Below are 22245 nucleotides of genomic sequence, written 5' to 3' on the forward strand. Positions count from 1 at the left end.
TGATTTTTCTTGATGGATGAAGGCGGACCGAGTTCAGGCCGCCAGGATTGAATGAGGCACGTGCGCTCGCCGGGCGAAGACGTGACCTTGGAAAATTCGGCGGGCGGTCCGCTGCACCCGGGCAACCGGGCCGGGCTCGAGCCGAACCACGAGCTGGCCGGAGGGATGGGCGAGCGTGATCGGCACCGGCGGCGCCAGTGGTCCGACCATCTCTGCCGCGATCGTGCCGGGTGTCACACAGGCCGTCGCGATCGCGACCGCGCCGGTCACCGCCAGAGCGCTATGGCAGTCGTGCGGCATGAAGTACCGCGTGTTCAACGTCGCCTCGATCGCGGATGCAATCAGAACCGGTTTCGGAATCACCATCGCCGCGGAATTCGGAAAGCCCATCCGGCGTCCGGCCTCGATGCGCAGGTTTTCGAGCCGGTCCCGGAAGCGGCTGTCGGCGAACTCCGAAGGTGCCTCACGGCCGGTCCATCCCAGATCCGCCGCGCGGACCAGCATGACTGGCATGGCTGCGTCGATGCAGGTCACATCGATCCCTTCGATGCGGTCGGCCGGCCGTCCTGTCGGCAGGAGGCTCCCGGTGCGTGCGCCGGCCGCGTTGGGGAACGACAGTTCGATGGGCGCGGCCGTTCCCGGCACGCCGTCGATCCGCGCCTCGCCTTCATAGGTCACCCGCCCGTCCGGGGTGGCAACCGTCGCATCGATCAGCTTGCCGGTGTTGACATTGTGGATGCGCACCTGGGTGCGATCTGCGGCAGCGGCGACCAGACCAGCTTCGATTGCGAACGGTCCCACCGCTGCCAGCATATTCCCGCAGTTCGGCGAGGTATCGACGATCCCTTCACGCACCCGCACCTGGGCGAACAGGTAGTCGACGTCGGCGCCGGGCACCGATGCCGGTCCGATGATCGCGACCTTGTTGATGACGGCATTGCCGCCGCCGATTCCATCGATGCCGAGATCGTGCCCGCCCCCCATCACCGACAACAGGACCGCATCGCGTGCCCTGGGATCGGCCGGGAGATCGCTGGCGAGGAAAAACGGCCCGCGCGAGGTCCCGCCGCGCATGACCACACAGGGAATGGCAATCTGATCGTTCATGGAGCTGTTCCGTTCGGCGACATCTTCGTGCGAACAGAGCATGGGCTCTTGCAACTCTTCTGTAAAATGCAAATATCTGAAATATTAATGCGTCATTCGGTATAATGGGAGCCAGTCATGAACGCAGAATTGCTCGACCTCAAGGCGTTCATTACCGTCGCGGAGACCGGAAGCTTTGTCCGCACCGCGAGGGCGCTAAACCTGTCGCAGCCGGCGCTCAGCCGACGCATTCAAAAGCTGGAAGAAAGCCTCGGTGCACCGTTGCTCGAACGCTCGACGCGTCACGTCAATCTCACCATGACCGGCCGCGACTTCCTGCCGAAGGTGCGCCGTCTCATCGACGAGTTCGAGACCTCGGTGCTCGCCATCCATGATATCGGCGCGCGAAGTTCAGGCCTGGTCTCGGTGGCTGCAGTGCCGACAGCGGTGTTTTATTTCCTGCCGCGTGCGATCGGCCGTTTTGCCGAGGCGTATCCGCGCATTCGCATCCGGATTCTGGACATCGGGGCCAATGAGGGATTGGAAGCGGTCGCGCGCGGAGAAGCCGACTTCGGCATCAATTTCATCGGTGCTTCGCATGCCGAAATCGAATTCGAGAAACTGGTTGAAGATCCTTTCGTCCTGGCCTGCCGCCACGACCATCCGTTGGCATCGCGCAAGCAGGTAAGCTGGTCGGAGATCGTGCCGCACCGGGTTATTACCGTCGGTCGCAACAGTGGCAACCGCGCGTTAATCGACAATGCGCTGGCGCGACACGGCCTGCAGCTGAACTGGTCCTATGAAGTTGCTCACCTCTCCGGTTCGCTCGGTCTCGTCGAAGCGGGACTGGGCATCGCCGTACTGCCGAGGCTCGCGACGCCGGCCGCCGACCATCCGATCATTCACACCATTCGGTTGATAGAGCCGGAGGTGTCGCGGACGATCGGAATCGTGCGCAGGCGCGGGTCGACGCTATCCCCTCATGCCAGCCAATTTCTCAAGATGCTCCTCGAAGCGTGGCGCTCGCCTTCACGGGCGACCGGTCGAGGCAGGCCGCGGCGCCGCTCCTAAGGCTTCAATCGTTCCAGGAAAGCCGCCTCGGGCAAGAAGGAGAGCGGAAAACCTTGTTGCAACAATCACGAGACCGTACAAAATCGTGCAAATGGCGGAGAGAGTGGGAGTCAAGCTCACGATTTTCAATCATTCCACTTCGATGAAGACCTGAAAGCTGCTGAATAAGCGCTCGCCCGCCTCCTCCAAAGATTTCGAGTCTGAGCCGGGTTCGATTCCGGTCGGGCGGTGTGGAGATAAGAACCGCATGGAGCGTGCCTGCTGCCGAGCGCTTGCTGATTTATTTTTGCTAGCTAATGCCGTCCGTCATCTTGTTGGTATTCCCGTTGGTATCCGCAGCAATCGGCGACTAAAACTATCGCAAATTCAATTCGTTATGCTACTAGGCGATTGTCGGCCAGGGGCACCATGGAAAAAATCATAATAATAACAATAACTTAAGCCACTGGTTCGATTCCGGATTTCCGAACAATTGTCGCGACGTATTGAAAATACAAGCACAAGCCCACTGCCAGCCATCCGCTTTGCTGGTATTTTTGCTGGTATCGCCAAGCCAAACGCGCCGCGGCGAATTTCGATATTCCCGACGAGGGAATTAAGCGCTGGCATGCCCCGTTCACCACTTTTCGCGCGACGTTCGGACGTCAATCTCAAATGACCAACCCCGAGTTGGCTGGCCATAGAGGAACGCGAACGCGTTCACGATTGCTTCGATGCTGATCAGGCTTTCTTCCCGGCTGGCTGCATCTAGAAAGCGAATTCCGTCCTCGGCGTATTCCTTCGCCATGGCCTGCGCGAGCTCTCGTGGCCCAGCCTTCGCTGAGTTCAACGTGCATAGTTCGGCCTGCCGCGAAGCGATGCGCCGGCGTGGCTCATCAAGTACTGGCCCACCTTTTCGATTTCCGTCGGGTGCTGGACAGCGGGGTTGTTGGCGTTTGCCCTCCGAAGGCAAAGGTCACACGTTCGAATCGTGTCGGGTGCGCCATTTATATCTTATTCTACAGCGCGATATGCGCCCGCGGCTGGAGCTCCCGGTCCGTCCGGCTCGGGCGAGTAAGCAATCGGGACGAAATTCGTCAGCTCCGCTGAGCGGTCCAATACCCCGAGCAACGCGCCCTCCTGTGACCGGAATCGCTCGAGACCGGACCTGAGCCAGACGCACATTTGTCCGGAAGGGCTACCGAGGTGTCAGTCGGCTTGCAAATTTTGCAGGCCGAATGACACTCCCGACCACCAAACCGAACAACGGGTCCGTAACCAGGGTTGGTGGGCAGCAAGCCGGAACTATCTCCGCCGTAGGCGGTAACGAGATCAGGAACGGAATGCCTAGGCACGACTTGGATTCGTGAGATCGTCGCTCGCCGTCAACTACACGGCGCATGTCGCGGATAGCCAAAGGGTCCTACAACTAGACCCGCTGTTCGCAAATACAAGCGCTCGCGCAGATAGCAAAAAGTTCCGGTCTCCGGATCCATTGATTGAGCAGCCGTGCTCGCCGGCGAAAAGCCAGCGGGAGGGGCAGGCGCTTTTCTCTGTGCCGAAAGGAGACTTCGCTATGCCCCACCGCATTGACATAGACCACAAGCACAGCCGAGCCATTCTTAAAGTCGTTGGCCAGCAACTGCGCGCGTCGTTGAAGCTTGAGCTGGAACAACCGGAAAGTCTCAGAGCGCAAATCGAACGGCTTCGGGCATTGGAGGAGCCTCACCAAATCCTTCCCGTTGACGAGCGTGGGGGAAAAGGCCGCTGAGATCTTTTTCAGTTGTCCCATCAAAATGAAAAGAGCGACCTCGGCCAGGAAAGTGACGCTCAAAAATTGCGACGGTCGCCTATGGGTCACGAGTGGCGATGTTCTGACTGATCGTCGATTTCGGTTGGCGGTCAGAAGCTAACGTCCGCCGTTATGGGTACACGTCTTTAGTTCAAGGAGCTGCCATCGGTCGGCACCAGGCCTGACTGCACGTCAGGCACGTTTCCACACCGTTTGCAAAGTCATTCCAATCGGCGCTCGCTGATTCGCTATCTTCATTCGCTGGCATCGAGAGACGTGCTGAGTCTCTTCTGAATAGGTCACCGCCAAGAAGATTGGGAAAGGTTGAACCTTCGAGAGAAACCGATGCGGCTTCGAACTGGGGCGGGAGCGCGATCGGTCTCTCAGTCACCGATAGATGCCACAGGACCGTGCGGCGATGGCGTAAGGTACTCGCCAGATTCGGAGTCGAGTTGGATCGGAAAGGATGCGTGGTCGCGGGCGCCGCATTGCAGCGCTGTGGATCCGGCCTAAGCCCTCCCAAAGCGGGGCGGCGATCCGCCACACCTCCAAGCTTGCAGTGCGATTACGTGCCGCCCAGCCCGGACATAGCGAGTTCAAGTTGGAACACCCGATTTCGGGCTTCCGCCAAGCCCAGTTCAGTTTGTGCCCGAAGCCCACGCTGAGGTCGATAGCGCGCCGAGCGCGGTCCACGGGACAAGCCTTGACCGGTGATGAGTAGCAAACTAATCCATGTCGCCTCGGTGGGAAAGGTTTTGGCGAACCGAAACCCGGCGTTTGGACGCAACGCCTGCACCCGGTGAACTCCAATTCATAGCGACGCTCCCGCTGATGAGTCCTCCCCTGCGTGTACACCAACTGCCTCGGCACATCGCGGGTCGTACCCGGGATTCTTGAGATGGTATCCGGCTTGTCGTGGGCCGACACACTCCTCCAGGCGGCGGCTCGATCAAAGCAACATCTCCCAGTCAGCGCCGGATGCTCGAGGCGGGCTCGCAGCTAGCCACAAGAGCCGCGTCATCGTGATCCAGCCGTCGCACGCTCCATGATACGGCGAACGAGTAGCGTTGTTCCGAGACATTTCAGCAGCCGCGGCAGATGTTCTTTATCTTGGCAGCTGTCCGAGCTTCTTCTGCTGCAAACGGGTCTTTGTATGGAGGCCGCCCTGCGTCGCTTTCAACGATTGCTGGTTTTTCCAATTTCGGAGGATAGGCCGCGTCGTAGCAGGCCAGGCGTGCGGTCGTGCCTCCGATGGCGCGACAGTCCGGCTCCCTAGCGATGGCGCTTTGCACACACGCAAACAAAGCCAACACTGCAATAATACTTCGCATCGAATTTCCCTTTTTTGCGCATATGGTCGATTGGCGCATGGTTACGAAATCAAAATCTACTTCCAGGAAGGCCACTCCCATCCGACACTTTCCGAGAAGAGCCAACGGGCATAAAATGTCACTTGTCCCGTCGCAGGCTCCTGCACTGATCGTTGCGCCACCATCTCGCTGAAATCGAGAGTTTGCTGCCATGGTCCGATCTTTCGGTTCGGCCGCCGCCGCAATTGTCTTGATCTTTCTCGATTCAAGCATAACGCACGCCAGTCTTCATTGCTGAAGAAGCAGTGACGCAAAATAGACATCAAGGCATCGAGTCGAATTCAGCCGGCACCCTACCTGCTCGAAAGAACACAGTCGGCTGATCGTCGTAGTCGTCCGTCTCGGTATCCGAGCTTGTCGAGAAGGCAACGACGCCCGCCTTGCTCATGGCAAGCCTTTCGGCAGTTCGACGTGCACTTTCCTCGCTCCGGCACGCAATTGGCGCATCGGCCTTTAGCTGATCGCCTTTCCCAGGGTCAAAGGATTGAACGTGAAAGTGCGTCTGGCGCGACATCGTGACCGCTCTTCAGGACCGTCGTCCATTTTCTACCGACTAGCTATGCATTTCCTGACGCGCAGTCTCGATCCGACCAATTGAGCTCAGATTGACGCACCTGCGATTCGTCACGTTTCGGCTTCATCGGCTGCCGTCGCGGGTGGCCCGCTTCGTTGGCGTACAGAATCGAGCCGGCGTCATCCGGACCTCATGAAGCACGAATGGCAATCTGGGGGCGCACAATCCTTGACCCGGCTTGCTTGTACGCTCGTCAACTCTTTCTCGCTGCGTTTGCGAGCTCCGTTTCGATCCCGGTGGCACAAGCCTTTGCGAACGAGTAATCCATGCTGGTGGATGCCACATTCTTCACGAATTCGCTGACGACGTTCTCTTTGGAGTAAGCGCTTGCCGCCTTGAATTTGGCGAGAGCGCCGTCCGCGGCTGTGAACTGAGCGACGCAAAGCGGTACCAGAACGGACATCCGGCCGCTGGTCTCCGCCGTGGTGCGCATGATTCTAGCGCTTTCCCCTGTGACCCAACCGCCCCAGATAAATCCAATCGCCATGGTCGCCACCGCGCCGAAGGCAATCCCCTGAAGGAAGCGGGTCCGTGCCTCGCCTCGCAAGATTGCAGGAAGTTTCATGAAGGTCGCCTTTCTTGAGCGCGCGCAGAGACGCACCTGCGACGCTGGCGCGCTGTGATAAACACAATGTTATGATTGCGCCTTCCGATGGCACGTGAGCTGCTGCTACGACGACTGGTGGCGACTTCGGAAGTCGCTACTTCATGGGCAGCTTCGAGGTGAGCATTTTGCTAACCTGTACACGGACGCTATATGGCTAGCTTGATGGTGTAAAGGGCGTTCTGCTCTGCGGCGGGCTGCGCACGCAGGTTGTCACTCGTGTCGTGAACGCTGCTGGAGAGGGATTGCGACCGTTGGCTACTGCCACTGCTTATCGGATAAAGTCCTCGACGATTGGCCCGCTTTGCGAAACACGATGTGGCATGCCCCGTCACCGCCGGTCAGCGCGACGACCATCCCGACGAAACACTCCTCCGCAGTGTGCAATTCGCGAAGAATAGCGATGGCCCGCTTGTCGCTCATTCGCGGCAGCAACATCACGGTATTAGCACCTGACATTTCGAGCACTGAAAGCTGCTGGTCTCCGGATCAATGCAGGCAAACCCGGCCGGCACATGATCGGCGCGTGTAGCAATGTCCCCCCTCACATAGGCGTAGCCATCCGCCTGTGAGAGACGTGCCACGTCGAGCCTCCCACAACGTGGACACTCAAGGTCTACGGTCCATTCGTCGCGCGTGGTCATTCGCTGCTTTTCGGGACGGAACCACGCAACCCCAGCTCATCGGCCTGGCCAGAATCAATGAATTCCTGGGCCTGCGCCTTGGTGGCGAAGGTGATGAGTCCATTGCCGACTACACCACCCTCAAGCAGTTCGGCCACTGCGTATTTGCCGCCAATGGAGGGGCAAGTCGTCCAGCCGATGCGGTTTTTCATTCGTCGAGTATGCGCCCTGGCCGGTCAACATACCAGCCCGAACCTCACCACAATCCGAACTGACCCATCGTCCAAGATTGAGGAATGCTTGGAAGTCGGCTAGCTTGGCAACCATCACCGATCCGACCTGGGCATTTTCCGGTGACAGAGAGACGCTACAGCGCTCCCGCCTTATTCGGGAGCAATTGCATGCGTAGGTACTTTTTCGATCAGCGCGAAGGTGACGAGATGATCCCCGACGAACAGGGGATCGATCTCGTTTCGCTGGAGGCTATGCATCACGAAGCAACCTTGGCGCTGGCACACTTGGCCAAGGATGAAGTTCGACGCTGCACTATCGATGCTCCTGCCCGCCGTCTTGCAATCAACGTTCGTGACGAAGATGGACCGGTCTTACGGGCGACGTTCACCTTCGAGATTAGACGTTTCCAGTGAGGCCCTATATCCGCCTCTCGCTCGGTGCGAGGGGTCGGCCAACGCCCGACGCGGGCAATAGAGCTATCACAGTAATCAAAAGCAGGAGAAACAGTGGGGCGACCACCGGCGGCACAATAAAGTGGACCTAGGCGAAGCTATGAAAATGGACGCTCCTCGTCTTTGGCGGGAGCAAACTTAACTCTCAGTGACCGATGGATGCCGACGAATTGGCGGTTATGGGACGTCATGACGCGTCCTCCGGCGGAACAACGAACGCTTGAGGCGTTCCGCGCCGCGACATCGGACGGTGAGAAAGCGGTAGCTAATGCGGCCGAAAGAGCGCATGGTTGCTTATGGGCGAGCCGACATCGGCGCCCGAGCATTGGCAAAAGGCGGGCGTACATGAAAACTCGCTCGCGACGGGAAGTCGTCACCTTCAAGCATTCGTTTCAGATCAGAGGCATCGATCACCCTCTCCCTGCCGGACGCTACGAGGTCATCACCGATGAGGAGATGATCGAAGGCCTTTCCTTCGCGTCTTATCGCCGCGTTGCGACCTTGATGATCGTGCCGGCAGCCTCGCACGGCGCCAGGATGGAGATGTTTTCCATCGGTCCGGTCGATCTGGCGGATGCACAACGGATCGACGCGAGCATGCCAGATGAGTGACGAACCGCTCGATCTCGACAAGCATCGCGGGATGGCGGCGCAGAAGGCGACGGAAATCCGCCGCGCAATGACGGATGTCGAAGGCCGTGCGCGGGAGCTGCGCGAACGGCAAAGCGTGCTGGAAAGCAGACTAATGTCGGTCGCCGCGACCTCTTGGCCGGAAGCCGCCGCCAAGGCACGGTACGTGCTGAATATCTACGCTGCGAGCCTGTCGCCTGACGACACAAGGCATCGCGATCTCGTCGCGGCGATTCTGGCGGATTTCGCCCGGCTCGATGGGCAGGGCTGAAGCTGTGCTGGCTTCGGCCAACGGCAACGGATTAGTCGCATGGCACTTGAACAAGCCTGTTTCACCAGTTTCGAGTATGACCGCATGATCGTCCAGTTCTCGATGCGCGACGGCGCGAAGGTCATCCCCTGCGCGATCTCGACCTCCGCAATGGATAAGCTGGAAGGCGCGGGACGCGCAGCATCGAGCGAGCGCGAAGCACAGTTCATGCGACTCCGAGCGCGCATTGAAGCCCGCGCCGCCGTCAAATACGTGGCGGGCGAGTTCGAAGGTGTGCCCGCCGGAATCATCCTGAGAAGCATCGACTTCAGGACGCCGTGATAGTCGCACGCCACTAAGGTAGTGCAAAACAAGGGAGGTCGCGCTTGAACGGCGACATAGTCAACAGTGATGGCGTGCACGTCGCCGTGGTGATCGATTCCGCTATTTTCGACCTTAAGGGCCGGAAGCTTTACGACCTGAAGGGCAGCAGGATTTATCGGCTCTCCGGTGAACTGGTCGGTCACCTCAACGAAAGCGGCGGCTCCTTAAGACGGCTCGACAAGGCGACGGACAGTTTGTTCTAGCAACTTCAGCACGGAAGCACTGTCGCTAGGAACCGGAATGACACCAGGACGTTCGACGAAGGCGGCGCGAGGTCATGACTCGTAAGGCCGCGGCCGGTGACGGGCGAACGCACCGAGGCCTAAGCCGAAGTCGCGTCTCCCGAGTCCCGTCTCATAACTCAGGAATGATGGAGTGCCAGGGATGATCAAAGATCGAGCCTTCGGCCGCCAGGATTCAACCGCCGCGGTGCGAGAGGCCAACAAGATGTTCCGAAAAGTGATGGCCGCGCCAAGCGAGCTTGCCAAGGCCGACCAAGCGTTCCAAGCTAACCGCGAGCGTCTCAAAGCCGAGCGATTGGCGCGAGAATCCAAGCGTCCCGTCAATACACCGCCAATAAGGCCCGCTAGATGACGTCGTATCATCGCGAAGCGAGGCAGGCGATCGTTCGCGAATGGGACCACTGGATCAAGACGCAGCCGCTTGATGGAGAGGCCCGCGCACGCGACGCGCGGCGATTTTTCCTCGAAATCAAAGCCAGACGCGAGCCAACATTACTGGATTTTCGGTCAGGCGCTGAGGACAAATGGGAGATCGTCCATCAATGGCTCATGGCGGAGCAGCGGATCTCAAGCTAGGCAATTGTGAGCAAGCCGAGCACCGAAAGCGCAACGCCGCCAGCTGCAGCGCCGTTACTGCTTCGTCTCGCTTCTGTCGAAAATGAGGGCGGCTTGGAATACGCGTCCAACAACGGTTCTCACCTCAACCGAGAGATCCGGTCGATCGTCCAGAGTGGCGAGGTCACGCGCTAGGCCTGCCAGCGATTCTGCTGCCTCGACTTCAGCTTCACGCTGCGTTGCAAACTCCATCCCTTCCTCATCGGGATAAATTCCGTTGTCGTCTCTGATGTCGAAGTAATAGCGGATCATCCGCGTTTCCTTTCGGCGGCAACAGATGGTATGCGGATTTCGTTCCTCGTATTGACACGGTCAGACTTCTCCTCCCTCGCAATGCCTTTTCAATGGATCTGGCGCGTTGGTTGGAGTCCTGGACGCTTAGCAGTCATTTGACGGGTCCCACAGAGAGCATGGCGAATAGAGCGTCATCCCCCTCGATTTGTGCCATTTCTCGGCTGGTCGCGTACCCGTAGGCCAGCTCAACGTTTGCTTCGGAAACGTGCCATTTCCAGCGCGTGGGCGCTTGAGGCGTCACGGTGACCTCTAGCAAGCGAGGGGTGAAATAGGTTTTCATTTCCTCAATAAGCGCCCTAACCCATCCGATTCCCAGACATATCCAGCTGCCACAATCCAACTGAACGAATTGAAGGTCATCCGGCTTCGATAAGTCTCACGTGCCATTCTGACCGGTCGTTTTACCTCAGCGGAGTCAACCCGGCCGATATCCTTGCTAGGTGACGGTGACCTGCGGCAAAGGCGGCTTGCGCTCTGGAAGCTTTTTCTTCGGAGGCGCCGGCAGCAATCCTTCGCGGATCGCCTGCTTCCGAGCGAGCTTGCGGGCCCGACGAATGGCCTCCGATCTTTCTCGCGTCTTTCTTTCCGAAGGCTTCTCATAGGCGCGGCGTTGCTTCATCTCCCGGAAGACGCCTTCGCGCTGCATCTTTTTCTTCAGGACTCGAAGTGCCTGGTCGATATTGTTGTCGCGAACAAGGACCTGCATCAAAACTCCTCGGTGGCTGCGAACTGGAACAGTCCTGCACGCAGCCTTCGCGCAGGGGACGTTCACGATTGTGAGGATGAGAGTAACGGCGTAATTCTACGCCAGCTTCGAACAAGCCGGTCTGCTCGCCGTGCCGATACGGTTGGTAGAATGACCGGATCACTACCGCACGGCCGTGTCAATCGATTAGGCTTCCCTTGGCGGGCCCGTTCGAAGCTCTCGATCAGCAGCCGAGGCCCCGAACTGAAACCAATCAGCCCTCTCCCTTGTAAGTCCTGCACTTAGTGTGTATATGGACACTATTCGATTAGCCGCTGTGCCTTGTTGAACGTGCCCGCGGGCTCCTTTTCCAAAGACATCGACGAAGTTGAAATTATCGCGTGACTGTCACGCGGTACGCGCTCGTGCGCTTTGGAGATCAAGATGACGACAGGTACTGTTAAGTGGTTCAATAGCCAAAAGGGCTTCGGGTTTATCCAGCCGGAAGACGGCAGCAGCGATGTGTTCGTTCACATCAGCGCGGTCGAACGAGCCGGTCTTTCGGGTCTCGCCGAGGGCCAAAAGGTCCACTACGAGGTCAAGACCGACAAGATGCGGGGCAAGGTCAGCGCCGAGAGCCTCTCGCTGGCGTGAGCTTCGTCGTGTCGTTTCACGGATGTACTGAAACGACCATGCTGCCCGCTCGATCTCCGGATTGAGCGGGTTTTGCCTGTAGAGCGGTGGTGAACATGAGCGTCAGGAAGCCGGCAGAATTATCACCGGAAAGCATCGCGCGTGCCAACCGAAAGCGATTGGCCGCTGAAGAAGGAGCGCGCGCGATGGTGGATGTCGGAAGGCAGGCCATCGAGGTTCGCAAGAACATGGCGCGACTTCGAGAGCTCCGCGAGACCAGGGACGCCGCCGCTGCAACGCGTCTGGCTCAGTTGCCGGCGCTTCCGCCAAAGAAGCGCACCAGGAAGTTGCCGCGATAGTCAAGTTCGGCAGTGGTCGATGATTGTGCCGAGGACCAAGCCTCACCAAGCCGGAGCATGCAGATCGTGCGTAGAGCCAAGTCACTCGGCGACGGAACAATAACGTTCTCTCTTGCGCTCGGCGCAGCTCGACAGATGTGCCGGCTCACAACGACATTTCAGACGGACAAGCAAGCCCTTAGTTATCTTCATAAGTACCGGACGGAACTGGAGCAGATGGCGCGGGCGCGCCTTGCCTCGGGGCAACTTGAAGACGGGATCGTCGTGCTCTCGATGCTCTAGCTTTGGCCGGGACCGCGATGCCACGCTATTTGCTCCCAGCGTCTTGCCTGAGAGGTCGTTCCTAACGAAGCCAAATGTGGCACCCAGCGGAACGGCCATCATCTGACGCCCGCTCGGCTGTGGGCCGGTTCCAGTTTAGGGTCGCCTCGGTTGGCGAGCCTCTCGTCGCTCTCTTCCAGAGAGCCGCGTAAGCTTCAAGCGGCTCAGCAGACGCTTTGGCATCTCCTCCCAATCACGGCCGAAAAGCGACTATTCGATCCTCATCCAATGCACCCCTCATTGCGTCCGGCTGGACTGGTCCTCATGTTTCTCACAGACCCAACGCGGGTCATCGCAGCGGATACAGTGAGCCATTATGACGACCCGGCGGGCACACGGAATAATTGCCAACCCGAATAGCTATAAGGGCTCGACCATTGGTGCACCAATCTAGCGCAATGAACGCAGTGAAACTGACCGCTTCGATTGTCGTGATCTTGTGAGGCGTTATATGTGGCGCCACAGCTCTGGCAGGAAAAAAATACCGAGATTTGAGGCAAACTGATCATTTGACCGTGCGCTACTCCCTGCGTGGGGCGAAAGCGCAATCGGCGTTCTCATCACCGATAGAAGCCACGGGCGGAGCGGTGATGTACAAAGCATACGCCGAACCTGCTGGCAGCGATAGGCCCACAATTGAAAACAAAGAAGTGGAACATCCGGTCCGAACTCCCGGTCAAACGCAAGACCCGCGAAGGTAAGGGCAAAGTAACGGACAACAACTGAGGGGCTTAGACAAAGCGACGCCGCCCGTTTGAAAATCTTACAGGCGGCGTAGCCTTCCAGCCCGAGAGGGAACTAACAAAATCCCGGATATTGATCCGTCCGGCCGGGACGAGAAAAGGTTCAGCCTTTTTCGAACTGGCCGCGATTGAGGCAGCCTTACTGCTTCAATCCGTGGAACACGAAGGCGGCCTGAAACAGCAGCCCCTTGCCTGTTCGAACTTCGATTGTCACGTCATGGTCGTCGCCAGAACGCCCCGCGTCTCGTGCGATGTCGGCCATTGTGTGTGCTGCCTCCATCTTGGCGTCTCGCAGATCATTCAACTCCAGGCCCTCTTCGTCAGGGTAGAGATGTCCATCGTCTCGGATGTCGAAGAAATAGCGGATCATGGCTGGCTCTCCCGTCCGTTCGAGGCGGGAGCGCATCGCGTCTCTCAGCCACCAGCGCCCAAGGACTTCGTGCCGGTGATGTCCTTACAACGAAACTCTCGCGGGTTCGTTTCTAGCAACCGATTGCTCGAAGTCCCGAAGTTGGGATGTCGGCCCATTCTTCCCATTTTCCGCCAACTGAGGCGGCCTTACTTCTGTTCGGGATGCAATTCGCGCTTCTGATCTTCGTAATGTTTGGTCAGAAGGGCCATCCCCGCTAAGGTCAGCTCATCGGTTACATTCGTGGACAGCGCTTTTAAATGCGCAATCTTGCCGTCCAGTTCGACACATTTTTCGCACATGACACGCTCCCAGTCCGTGAAAGGCGGGAGCGCAAACGGGTCTCTGCCACCGGCGCCCGGTGTAGTTGTCGGTGATACCGCGATAACAGGGGCCGCCATGGATGCGTTCCTGTAGAATTCGTCTGGCCAGCAAGGGTTTGACCGGAACTCCGTTCACCCATGGAGAACTCCCGGAGACATGCCTTGCTTCAATGGGTCATCGGCGGCGATATCGAACCGATCACGCGCATATCCTCACTGCGGACAGTGACGGCGCGCCCCGTCTCTCGTGCGATCTTCCGGGCGGCCCTCATGGCGGCATCTTCATCAGTGTATTCGAGCACGATGATGCTGCCTTTCCCCGAAAACGCTGCGGGGTTCGATACGTTGAGAATAATCAAAGGCGCCTTCCGGGTCATTGTAGTGACCTCGTATTTCATCCCAGCAGAAGCCAGGCCACGCTAGCGATCAGGGCCACAAACGACACTGCCGCAGCACAGACGAAGGCAATCTCGACGCTGTCGAATTGGTGTTGGTCCGCGTGCATCGTTGCCCCATGGTCTAGAGGGGAGCCCGTGGACCGGGGGACATGAGCCACTCGGTCAAATGAGCGGTGGTCTCGTCGTGCCGCGCCTTTCTCAGCAAAGCTTCCCGCTCTCGACACGGGGGAAGGTTTCTAGCTCGTCGGCGTAGCTCGCTCGCTTCCTGGGTGAGACGTTCTTCAAGGGGGATAATCTGAGCAACCCTGCGTCGTCGTTTCATGACACCAACCTCGTCTTGCTTACGGGTCCTAACCGTTGGGTTTGAGCTTCACGAACATAATATGCGGTTCCCCGGCGTTCAGTTCCGGAGTGAACAGTCATAGTCACATAAGCCGCTAGCACATTGCAGTGCAAAAGGCGCCTCCGGATGTCCGGATCGGGTCTTGGCCGTGTAAAAACGGGCTTGGAGGGCGTAGGAAGATAGGAGCCGAGCGTGTCTCAGGCCGCGATCGCGGCGATCAGTGGCTTGAGCCCGACGATATTCATCACCCGTGTCAGGTTATAGGCCAGGATCGAGAGCGCCATTTCAGCGGCTACCTTTGGAAGCGTTTTGGTGAGGAAGTGTGTCGCCCATGCGCGCCTTCATCGTCCCGAACGGATGCTCGACCGTCTCTCGACGCTGGCGCATGGCTTGTGGGTTGGCATCAAGGCGCTGCTGCACGGCTTCGAGCAGATGCTCATTCTCCCATCTTGGAATCCGCCGCTCTGGCCCCGTCGTACACTGCGATTTAAGTGAACAACCTCGGCAGGCTGTGGTCCAGTAGCCGCTTGCCGTCTTCCTCACTCGTAAAACGATATGACAGTTGCTCCCCGGCTGGACAGCGATAGGCGTCCTTCTCTGGCACATAGACAAAGTCCTGCTTGCCGAAGCGGCCATCCGACTTGGCGCTCGAAGTCATCGGCTTGGGCAGAGTTACTGTGATGCCGGCCTCGTGGCAGGCGAGGATCTCCGGGCTTCTGAAGTAGCCGCGATCGGCAACGGCCTCGAGCGTCCCAGTCTTCAGAACAGCCTTCGCCTGCCTGGCCATATTGGCAAGTTGTGCCCGATCTGAGCCGCTGTTCGTCACCTCATGCGCGATGATCAGGTGACGGTCGGTATCGACGGCGACTTGGACATTGTAACCGACAACGCCGGATCCGCGGCCACGGGTTGCCATCGAACGGCTATCCGGATCGGTCAGGGAGATTTGCTGATCCGGCGAAGCCAGCATCTGCTTCTCGTAGGCAGCAAGCTTGCCCATCTCCCCCTTCAGCTTCGTCAACTTCTCGGTAAGCCTCGTCACCTTCGCCGCCAGAACCTCGCTCGGCTCCTGTCGGTCGGCCGTGTCAAGTTGGCTCAGATAGCGCGCGACGCTCTCCTCCAACTGAGCACGCCGCCGCTCCACCTTCGCGCGCGTGAAGTTCCTGTCTCGGTTATTCACAGCCTTGAACTTGCTGCCATCGATGGCGACACTCGCCTTCGCCAGCAGACCCATCTCTCGGCAGAGTTCGACAAAGCGCGCACATAGCTTGCGCAGCGCCAGGCCGTTGTCCTTGCGAAAGTCCGCAATCGTCTTGTGATCGGGAGCGAGCCGGCCCAGCAGCCACATCACCTCGACATTACGCCCGGCCTCTCGTTCCAGCCGCCGGCTCGACTGCACCCAGTTCAGGTAGCCGTAAATGTAAAGCTTAAGGAGTGCCGAGGGATGGTACGACGGCCGACCGGTGGCCGCCGGCTCCACGCCCTCAAAGCCCATCCCAGCCAAACCGAGCGCATCGACAAATACGTCGATCACGCGAACTGGGTTGCTCTCGTCAATGAAGTCATCGAGGCATTCGGGCAACAGCGTTCGCTGCCCACGGTCCGCCTCTTCAACGAAGCGCCTCATCGATTTCCCAAAGAATCACAGGAGAATCATAACAGCAGCTCAGTGTTTTCACACAGCCAGGGTCAAAATTCGACTCGCATTCCCAGGCGCGCTTCGGCAATGAGGTGTCATCAATAACCAGCACCGCATCCCCGCCACCAACAAGTCGGTCCGCCTGGTTGAGCAGCTCTGTCTCCAGCGGCGTCGCATCAAAGACACCGTCCGCAATAAGATGGGGCAGCTGGTCGTAGTTGCTCGTGGCAAGGCGTTCCGCCATCGGCTGAACGCTCTTGCGATCGCCAGGACCGATCAGTGCCGCAACATACAGAGGACACATCCGCTGCCGAGTCTTATGACCCAACTGGTCCAAGAACGGCATCAGCCAGCGTTCGAGTTCGTTACCCAGTACAATGTCGAGCCGGGATGTTCATGCAGCGGCAAAACGCAATGGCCAGGTGGGCATAGTCGCGACAGACACCCTTACCCTCGTAGCACGCCTCAAACGCCGTCTTGCTGGAACTGGCATGCTAGCATCCGAACGAAATGTGGTGGTGCACGAACTCACAGATCGCCTGCACCCTCGCCCAGCCCGGCTGGCGTATTCTGAAACAAGGTCCAGGCGATATCGGAGAGCCGGTCCGTCTCGCAATAACGACTGCCGAGCAGATACAGCAAGGTGTCAGCAGGCAGGTCCTCCACAGCGTGCTGAACAGCTGATGGAAACACTGGTTCTGGCAGGCCGCAGTCACGTACACAGCCATCGGCTGCGAGCCGTATGCGGCCGGAAGGCGCGACAATGCGGCTGCACCAATTGCCGAATGAGTCGCGATACCTCACAATCGGTACCGCAGGCTCGGTTATTAAGAAATCCAGAATAATGTCTAAGGCACGAGGAGATGTGAGTGCCCAGGCACCATGAGCACGGGCGTCTGTTGCGGAAAATCATAAAGCATCTCGAATCCGACATTGATCTTCATTCGAAATGCTTTCTCGGCTGTGCTGTCGCTAGAGGTGGCGACGGAGCTACCCCGAATACAAGGCATTTACGGCGGGTAAGACAAACGAGATGAATGCGTACTGCGCGATCAGCACTATGACGCAGCGCCTGTTCCAAATCTTCGCTGCGCACTGACTTTGGTATCACGACCGGCATACGACGTTTTAGTGCTCGCTATTGGCCAGCCACAGGCGTAGGGTGGCTGGTATCACCGTATCATCAACGGCATCGACCGGTGACTGAGGGTCACGTGCGCTCCCGCCAACGAAGTAGCAGGAGCGTTCAATGTCGCGTTTTCGTGCCTCGGAGTGGATCGTCCCGCCGGTGATCGTGCCACTGTTTCTTCTGCTTCTCGTATGTGCGGCGGCCATCCTCAATGGTTAGCACGGCTCTCTTGGTCTGCTCGGTCACAGGGATAACTTATCGCGCAGACGCCACTTTCGGCGCAAAAGACCGTCATGATGCACCTTGCGCGAACTCGGCGCGAGGCAACATGGGCGACCGCATCGTGACGTCGCTCTCGACGCATATTGCAGCTGAATTGGCTGGAAGAGCTCAAACCCCAATTGGAGATAGACATCATGGCCAAGGGACAGCAACGCGGCAATCGCGAAGCCAAGAAACCGAAGAAGGAAAAGGCAAAGGTGATCGCGGCGGCGCCGAGCCGCAAAGAGGCCGCTTGGCAGCCGGACTTCGGTCCTGCAAAGAAGAAGTGAACAGAGGTTGAAGCTTTAGTTCGATGGCTTCCAAGATCCCGAGCGAGATGGCGCTCGGGGTGGCTCGTCAATTCCCTCTATCAGTCTTGGAAAGTCATTTTCATCGTCACGAGCGGCGCAACGCCGTCAAGCGTTGAAGCAATCGCTGATGGCACTGAGTTTTTCCTTGATGCATATCGACGGCGATACTGAGGACGACAGGCGCTCCGCCGCCCCCTAGCTGGAGACTCTCCATGTGCGAGAAGTGCATCGAACTCGACAGGAGAATTGAGCATTACCAAAAACTCTCTAGTTACGTAACCGACCAAACCGCGCAAGAGGGAATCCGCTTTCTTATTGCAAAGTACTGCGCGGACAAGAAAGCGATACATCCGGATCAGTGATGAAGTCGGCTTCAACTGCCGGCGGGGCCATGCCGGGCGTAGGCCTAAGCCGCCAGACGGCACTCCCCTTCGGCCTCCTCCTGGTCGCCACCTGAAGCCCTCTTCAGGAAGCGGGCCAAGGCGGCTTTTCGTGAACCGCGGTCCAGAGCGCAGGCGGTTTGCCTGAACTCGGTGCCGTCAAGAAGTCCTTGAATGTAACCCGAGATCGTATCCGCAGCCATGATGAGCGCCGTGTCGAGCGAATGGATGTATTTGCTGGTCACCGAGCCCTTGGCATGGCCGACCAGGGCCGCGATGGTCACCTCCGTAAAGCCGAGATCGTTGGCGATGCTGGCGAAGCTATGACGGAGAACGTGTGGGGTCACATCCGACAGCGGAGAGTCTTCGAAGATGTGCTTCCAATGGTTCGGGAAACTACCGAACGCGTTGTCCTCACCCTGCCCCGGAAAGACATATGTGCCGACGTCGTTGGTACGCCGGCGCTCGAGATATTCGACAACGGGCAAACCAATAGGACGGATGGATTCACCCTCTTTACTATCCTCCAACCGCAAACAGCTTGAGTCGGTGTCGGCCTCGATCCATCTCAAGCCGATCATTTCGCTGCGTCGGCAGCCAGTCAGCGCAAGCTGGCGAACGATGTCCACGATCGTGGTATATTTCTCCTGCTTGGCGGCGTCTCGTAGCATCCGGCCTAGGATTCGATATTCCGCCTCCGAAAGCCGACGCTTTCGTACATTATCCTTTGGCTTGCGGACGCCGTGGGCCGGGTTGCTTTCGATGATCCCCACGTCGACTGCGTAGGTGAGGATGCCGCCGAGAAGACCAACGGTCCGCGTGGCCGTTCCAGCTCCGCCTCGGACAACGGCCTTTCCACGCAGTTTCTTGGTCTTCACCGAAACGCGCGTCTTTCCAGCCATGATGTCCTTGAGGACCTTATTGATATCGGTCTTGGTGAGGTCCTTGACCCGCCGGGTCCCCATGAGCGGAATGATGTGGCGTTCAATACGACCGGTATCGGTGACGATCGTCGAGGCTTTCTTCGGTCGCCCGCCTTTCCCCAGGATGAGACCGGCCTGCAGGTCGGCGAGATAGCGGGTACACAGCTCCTTCACAGTGATCGCCTTGTGATCGAGCTGGCGATCTCCGACGGGATCATCACCTCCAGCGACCCGACCGAGTTGCACCTTTGCCTCTCGACGTGCAGTCTCTGACACCCAGGCTCCATGAAGCCCAATAGTATAGCGACGTGAGCGACCCTTTGTTCGATACTGGATGACGTAGCTGCGCTTGCCGGAACTAAAGACCCGGAGTCCGAAGCCCGGCAGTTCGTCGTCCCAGATCAGGTAGTCCTTTTCTTGGGCCTCGGCCGCCTCGACAACCCTCTTGGTAATCTTGACCATGACATTCCTTCGTTCCGGGCACGAGGGTCGTCAATCACGGCCGGTCCGTGGTCTTCCTTGAAGCCGAATTGTTCAATGTGAAAGGAAAACTGCTCGCGCGCGCGACTTCTTCCGCAGTCCCCATCGTTAAGGGGTGATCACAGCGGCATAGCCGGTCGTCTTTTTGAGATCCATGGTCTGAACGCGTTGTCTGCTACCGGCCCGGTCTCCGAGACTGTACAATCTCACATCCAGTCGCCGCTCGGGACGGCTGCACCAATGTCCCGCGGCGGGCGGAGGACGCGCTGGTCGATGTTCCCATCTATAGGACGGCGCCGCAGTCGGGGCTCTTCACGAATATGATGGCCTGGTTGGCGCGCGCGGCGTGAAGCCCAGCAGGGTCATCACATGCGACACGATCGCCATCATCGCGCCTTGCCAGCGCGCGAGGTGGAGCAGTGCTAGTGCCGCAGGCGATAGTCTCAACCTTCGGCGACGAACTTGCACTTCGCTCCGGAGGCGGATCCGCCTCTGCTCCAACTCAACATCTGCGCGATGTGGTGGGACGATGCCGGCGGCATCGAATGCGCGTACATGGCCAATGTGGCTCGGCAGTTGGGTGCGGCGTTGTCCGATGGCAAGCTTGGAGGTCCGATCGAGACCGAGGCCTGTTAGGAGACTAACTCCGGTCGTGCGCCTCGTAGATTGTCGCCCCACGACCGACGGCTTCACAGCAGAGGGGACCGTAGGATCTGCTATCCCGCTTCGCCCGAACAGTTTCAATTCGCTCTGTGAACGCGGACGCGCTCAAGCAACACTTTTGCATCGCGAACCGCCGATCCGCCATGCCCAGGCGCGCCCGAAGCCCCCGATTGCAAGGGATAGTGAGCTCCGAGAAGCCTCAACATCTCTTGACAACCCACGCGAGTCGCGCGGACAGCCTCCATCCACAACCGCCGAGAGCAAAGAATAGTAGAAGATCGTAGTTTGGCGCACAAAATCGTGCAAATGGCGGAGAGAGTGGGAGTCAAACCCACGATTTCCGATCGTTCCGCGTCGAACAGTTGAAACTACCTCGCGATCGATCCCTCCGGGGAGTTCGGTCAGAGCCGGGTTCGATCCCGGTCGGAGGAATTGTCGAGTCCGGAACGGCATCAGGCGCGCCCGCTGCCGGAGCCTGTTGTTTTATTTTTTTCGGCGAATACCGCGCGTCATCCTGCTGGTATTTGTGCTGGTATCGGCAGCAATCGACGACAAAAGTGATTTCAAATTCAAGAGGTTACGGCCCTAGGCAATTATCGGCCAGGGGCACCACGCTTCGCTGCTTCGCTTGGCAGAGCCAGCCACCGCGCTCTCATTGCGAAGGGTGCAGATCATCACGCTCAGTCTTTTGCCCCACCACGTCGCCTTAGCGCGCGGCAAGTTCAGTCTGAACGCTCCTGACCGGGAGGTGTCGCGGTTGGAAGTTGCGGAGCCTTGCGCGACTGGCTCGCGGCCGGCGCCGTCACCCAGGCTTCGCCGTCATCGACAAGGCACGACAGACCGTCAGGCCGTGAAAGCAGTATCGTCCAACTGCCTGTCGGTGCAACGAACACCTCCACCAGGTGGCCTCGGCGGGACAATCCCTGGCTGACTTCGACCTCGCCGAAGTAGTCTTTGAGGAGGACAATGAAATCGGACCGCTGAGCGCACATCTCGGCCGCGCTCGCCGCAGGCGCTATCAACGTGGCAATCAGGGCGATTGCCGCTAAGCGGATGTATCGCAGCATGGCTCCCTCCTTCCGGGAGGCCACGCACAACCATCGGCAAATCAGGTATGATCCGTGGCGACCTTGAGCAGCGTCGATGGTCGCGTGATGCACACGGTAGATGGTGATCAGGGATGAAAATATCAAGAGGAACGGCGGGGAATTGCGGAACGCTGCTCATCGACCTCGTACCGCTTCTCATCATCGGCGTGGCCGCACGGATTCCTGATGAACGGCACAGCATCGATCTCGGCGACGTTCAGCCACAGGCGGGCGCAAACCGTGCTCCGCGCAAGGTCTTTCTGCCAGGAAGCTGGCGCCGCAAAGACTGAGTTCGCATGCCTGCTCTTCCGCTCAAGCGGGAAAGCAGGCCATCGCCGTCAGCGTGAGCGGCGCCAGATTGAGGATCGGGGGAAACTCGAACTGATAGCTCGCGCTCACCTGATTGCCGCAGGCCGGAGCGGCGTAGCTGAATGTCGAGGACGGCAGGTTCAGGCCGAACGCCTGCTGGCTGGCATAGGCGGTGATCATGCTCGGGTTGCTGGTCGGACAAAGCGTGGCGCTCACGGTGGCGCAGCGCGCGGCGAGTTCGACGCCATGCTGCATGCCCGCCTGGGTCCACAGCAACATGCCGACCTCGATGATGCCGAACAGAAACGCGAAGAACAGCGGCGCGATCAGGCCAAATTCGAGCGCGGAGGCCCCGCGGCGGTCGCGCCATAATGCCGCGAGCGTCACTGCAGCCTCACCGTCGATTGGGTGCTGTACCCATAGTTGGTCGGAACCACCTGATAGTTGATGATGGTCCAGTAGGTCGCTTGCGCGGATACGGTGGTATACGTCCCCGCCGATCCGCCGCCCGGGCACGTCGCGCCGCAGGTCATGCTGCTCACCCCTGACGTCGTCGCGCAGCCGCAGTACTTGACCGGCGCGGGTGAAGCGCTGATCGCGTTTGAATTCGTCGCGCTGACCACGGCAGCCGAGATCGCATTGGTGTCG

General features: G+C 58.9%; 27 protein-coding genes, 1 tRNA gene and 4 pseudogenes. 13 read left to right on the forward strand and 19 right to left on the reverse strand.

What is annotated here, in order from left to right; translation table 11 throughout:
* Positions 1-33 precede the first annotated feature (33 nt).
* Entirely contained in the window at positions 34-1107 is a 1074-nt protein-coding gene (locus ACFFWD_RS31940; protein ID WP_376972335.1) for a 4-oxalomesaconate tautomerase, read from the reverse strand.
* Positions 1108-1224: 117 nt separating this feature from the next.
* On the opposite strand from ACFFWD_RS31940, the gene ACFFWD_RS31945 reads away from it, so the two are divergent.
* Positions 1225-2157, forward strand: coding sequence for a LysR family transcriptional regulator (locus ACFFWD_RS31945; protein ID WP_376972194.1), 933 nt, complete (start codon positions 1225-1227; stop codon positions 2155-2157).
* 616 nt (positions 2158-2773) lie between these two features.
* On the opposite strand, the gene ACFFWD_RS31950 is transcribed toward ACFFWD_RS31945, so the two are convergent.
* From ACFFWD_RS31950 to ACFFWD_RS31975, 6 genes are all read right to left on the reverse strand, one after another.
* The gene (locus ACFFWD_RS31950; protein WP_376972196.1) at positions 2774-2944 is read right to left on the reverse strand and encodes a hypothetical protein; all 171 of its coding nucleotides are present in this window, start codon (positions 2942-2944) and stop codon (positions 2774-2776) included.
* A 621-nt stretch (positions 2945-3565) separates the two neighbouring features.
* Positions 3566-3970: a hypothetical protein gene (locus tag ACFFWD_RS31955; protein ID WP_376972198.1), complete on the reverse strand. Its 405-nt coding sequence runs from the start codon at positions 3968-3970 to the stop codon at positions 3566-3568.
* 1040 nt (positions 3971-5010) lie between these two features.
* On the reverse strand, positions 5011-5511 hold the full coding sequence (locus ACFFWD_RS31960; RefSeq protein ID WP_376972200.1) for a hypothetical protein: 501 nt from the start codon (positions 5509-5511) through the stop codon (positions 5011-5013).
* A gap of 49 nt (positions 5512-5560) precedes the next feature.
* Positions 5561-5812, reverse strand: coding sequence for a hypothetical protein (locus tag ACFFWD_RS31965; RefSeq protein WP_376972202.1), 252 nt, complete (start codon positions 5810-5812; stop codon positions 5561-5563).
* 253 nt (positions 5813-6065) lie between these two features.
* Positions 6066-6437, reverse strand: coding sequence for a hypothetical protein (locus ACFFWD_RS31970; protein WP_376972204.1), 372 nt, complete (start codon positions 6435-6437; stop codon positions 6066-6068).
* A gap of 679 nt (positions 6438-7116) precedes the next feature.
* Positions 7117-7311: a hypothetical protein gene (locus ACFFWD_RS31975; protein WP_376972206.1), complete on the reverse strand. Its 195-nt coding sequence runs from the start codon at positions 7309-7311 to the stop codon at positions 7117-7119.
* Positions 7312-7500: 189 nt separating this feature from the next.
* On the opposite strand from ACFFWD_RS31975, the gene ACFFWD_RS31980 reads away from it, so the two are divergent.
* The 7 genes from ACFFWD_RS31980 (at position 7501) to ACFFWD_RS32010 (ending at position 9867) form a co-directional block, all read left to right on the forward strand.
* The gene (locus ACFFWD_RS31980) at positions 7501-7746 is read left to right on the forward strand and encodes a DUF6894 family protein (protein WP_253592951.1); all 246 of its coding nucleotides are present in this window, start codon (positions 7501-7503) and stop codon (positions 7744-7746) included.
* Positions 7747-8130: 384 nt separating this feature from the next.
* The gene (locus ACFFWD_RS31985; RefSeq protein ID WP_376972337.1) at positions 8131-8397 is read left to right on the forward strand and encodes a hypothetical protein; all 267 of its coding nucleotides are present in this window, start codon (positions 8131-8133) and stop codon (positions 8395-8397) included.
* A complete protein-coding gene (locus ACFFWD_RS31990; RefSeq protein ID WP_376972208.1) occupies positions 8390-8686 on the forward strand; it encodes a hypothetical protein in 297 nt (98 codons plus the stop codon). Before ACFFWD_RS31985 ends, ACFFWD_RS31990 begins: the two co-directional genes overlap by 8 nt.
* A 39-nt stretch (positions 8687-8725) precedes the next feature.
* Positions 8726-9007, forward strand: a complete 282-nt coding sequence (locus ACFFWD_RS31995) for a DUF1488 family protein (RefSeq protein WP_376972210.1) — start codon at positions 8726-8728, stop codon at positions 9005-9007.
* Positions 9008-9051: 44 nt separating this feature from the next.
* The gene (locus tag ACFFWD_RS32000; protein ID WP_376972212.1) at positions 9052-9252 is read left to right on the forward strand and encodes a hypothetical protein; all 201 of its coding nucleotides are present in this window, start codon (positions 9052-9054) and stop codon (positions 9250-9252) included.
* A gap of 181 nt (positions 9253-9433) precedes the next feature.
* Positions 9434-9643 (forward strand): hypothetical protein, encoded by a 210-nt coding sequence (locus ACFFWD_RS32005; protein WP_376972214.1) that lies wholly within the window; start codon positions 9434-9436, stop codon positions 9641-9643.
* The gene (locus tag ACFFWD_RS32010) at positions 9640-9867 is read left to right on the forward strand and encodes a hypothetical protein (RefSeq protein ID WP_376972216.1); all 228 of its coding nucleotides are present in this window, start codon (positions 9640-9642) and stop codon (positions 9865-9867) included. Before ACFFWD_RS32005 ends, ACFFWD_RS32010 begins: the two co-directional genes overlap by 4 nt.
* Positions 9868-9921: 54 nt before the next feature.
* On the opposite strand, the gene ACFFWD_RS32015 is transcribed toward ACFFWD_RS32010, so the two are convergent.
* Together ACFFWD_RS32015 and rpsU are read right to left on the reverse strand one after the other, a co-directional pair.
* Complete coding sequence (locus ACFFWD_RS32015; RefSeq protein ID WP_016841186.1) at positions 9922-10158, reverse strand: DUF6894 family protein; 237 nt, start codon at positions 10156-10158, stop codon at positions 9922-9924.
* Between the two features lie 478 nt (positions 10159-10636).
* Positions 10637-10906, reverse strand: coding sequence for a 30S ribosomal protein S21 (gene rpsU / locus ACFFWD_RS32020; RefSeq protein ID WP_016841194.1), 270 nt, complete (start codon positions 10904-10906; stop codon positions 10637-10639).
* Between the two features lie 423 nt (positions 10907-11329).
* Here rpsU and ACFFWD_RS32025 point away from each other — a divergent pair, with 423 nt between their 5' ends.
* Both ACFFWD_RS32025 and ACFFWD_RS32030 read left to right on the forward strand, forming a co-directional pair.
* On the forward strand, positions 11330-11539 hold the full coding sequence (locus tag ACFFWD_RS32025; RefSeq protein WP_026191921.1) for a cold-shock protein: 210 nt from the start codon (positions 11330-11332) through the stop codon (positions 11537-11539).
* 395 nt (positions 11540-11934) lie between these two features.
* The gene (locus tag ACFFWD_RS32030) at positions 11935-12159 is read left to right on the forward strand and encodes a hypothetical protein (protein ID WP_309296299.1); all 225 of its coding nucleotides are present in this window, start codon (positions 11935-11937) and stop codon (positions 12157-12159) included.
* A gap of 921 nt (positions 12160-13080) precedes the next feature.
* On the opposite strand, the gene ACFFWD_RS32035 is transcribed toward ACFFWD_RS32030, so the two are convergent.
* The 6 genes and pseudogenes from ACFFWD_RS32035 to ACFFWD_RS32060 all read right to left on the reverse strand — a co-directional run.
* Positions 13081-13311, reverse strand: a complete 231-nt coding sequence (locus ACFFWD_RS32035) for a DUF6894 family protein (RefSeq protein ID WP_194456819.1) — start codon at positions 13309-13311, stop codon at positions 13081-13083.
* Positions 13312-13499: 188 nt separating this feature from the next.
* Entirely contained in the window at positions 13500-13751 is a 252-nt protein-coding gene (locus ACFFWD_RS32040; protein WP_376972220.1) for a hypothetical protein, read from the reverse strand.
* An 89-nt stretch (positions 13752-13840) separates the two neighbouring features.
* Positions 13841-14050: a hypothetical protein gene (locus ACFFWD_RS32045; protein ID WP_194456821.1), complete on the reverse strand. Its 210-nt coding sequence runs from the start codon at positions 14048-14050 to the stop codon at positions 13841-13843.
* A gap of 561 nt (positions 14051-14611) precedes the next feature.
* Positions 14612-16041: pseudogene (locus ACFFWD_RS32050) on the reverse strand (IS1182 family transposase).
* Between the two features lie 88 nt (positions 16042-16129).
* Positions 16130-16399: pseudogene (locus tag ACFFWD_RS32055) on the reverse strand (transposase); the annotation flags it as partial.
* A 22-nt stretch (positions 16400-16421) separates the two neighbouring features.
* A pseudogene (locus ACFFWD_RS32060) lies at positions 16422-16997 on the reverse strand (transglutaminase-like domain-containing protein); the annotation flags it as partial.
* Positions 16998-17598: 601 nt separating this feature from the next.
* On the opposite strand from ACFFWD_RS32060, the gene ACFFWD_RS32065 reads away from it, so the two are divergent.
* Positions 17599-17733, forward strand: coding sequence for a hypothetical protein (locus tag ACFFWD_RS32065; protein ID WP_016841200.1), 135 nt, complete (start codon positions 17599-17601; stop codon positions 17731-17733).
* Positions 17734-18160: 427 nt separating this feature from the next.
* Here the strand turns inward: ACFFWD_RS32065 and ACFFWD_RS32070 are convergent, their stop codons facing one another.
* Complete coding sequence (locus tag ACFFWD_RS32070) at positions 18161-19519, reverse strand: tyrosine-type recombinase/integrase (protein WP_376972222.1); 1359 nt, start codon at positions 19517-19519, stop codon at positions 18161-18163.
* A 23-nt stretch (positions 19520-19542) separates the two neighbouring features.
* Here ACFFWD_RS32070 and ACFFWD_RS32075 point away from each other — a divergent pair.
* Positions 19543-19656: pseudogene (locus ACFFWD_RS32075) on the forward strand (phenylacetic acid degradation protein); the annotation flags it as partial.
* Between the two features lie 343 nt (positions 19657-19999).
* Positions 20000-20173, forward strand: coding sequence for a hypothetical protein (locus ACFFWD_RS32080; RefSeq protein WP_376972224.1), 174 nt, complete (start codon positions 20000-20002; stop codon positions 20171-20173).
* A 334-nt stretch (positions 20174-20507) separates the two neighbouring features.
* Here the strand turns inward: ACFFWD_RS32080 and ACFFWD_RS32085 are convergent.
* From ACFFWD_RS32085 to ACFFWD_RS32095, 3 genes are all read right to left on the reverse strand, one after another.
* A tRNA-OTHER gene (locus ACFFWD_RS32085) sits at positions 20508-20590 on the reverse strand.
* Positions 20591-20922: 332 nt separating this feature from the next.
* Positions 20923-21267: a hypothetical protein gene (locus ACFFWD_RS32090; RefSeq protein ID WP_376972226.1), complete on the reverse strand. Its 345-nt coding sequence runs from the start codon at positions 21265-21267 to the stop codon at positions 20923-20925.
* A 333-nt stretch (positions 21268-21600) separates the two neighbouring features.
* On the reverse strand, positions 21601-22245 hold a 645-nt coding region (locus ACFFWD_RS32095; RefSeq protein WP_376972228.1), incomplete at its 5' end, for a TadE/TadG family type IV pilus assembly protein.

Source organism: Bradyrhizobium erythrophlei, from assembly GCF_042430365.1.
GTDB lineage: Bacteria > Pseudomonadota > Alphaproteobacteria > Rhizobiales > Xanthobacteraceae > Bradyrhizobium > Bradyrhizobium erythrophlei.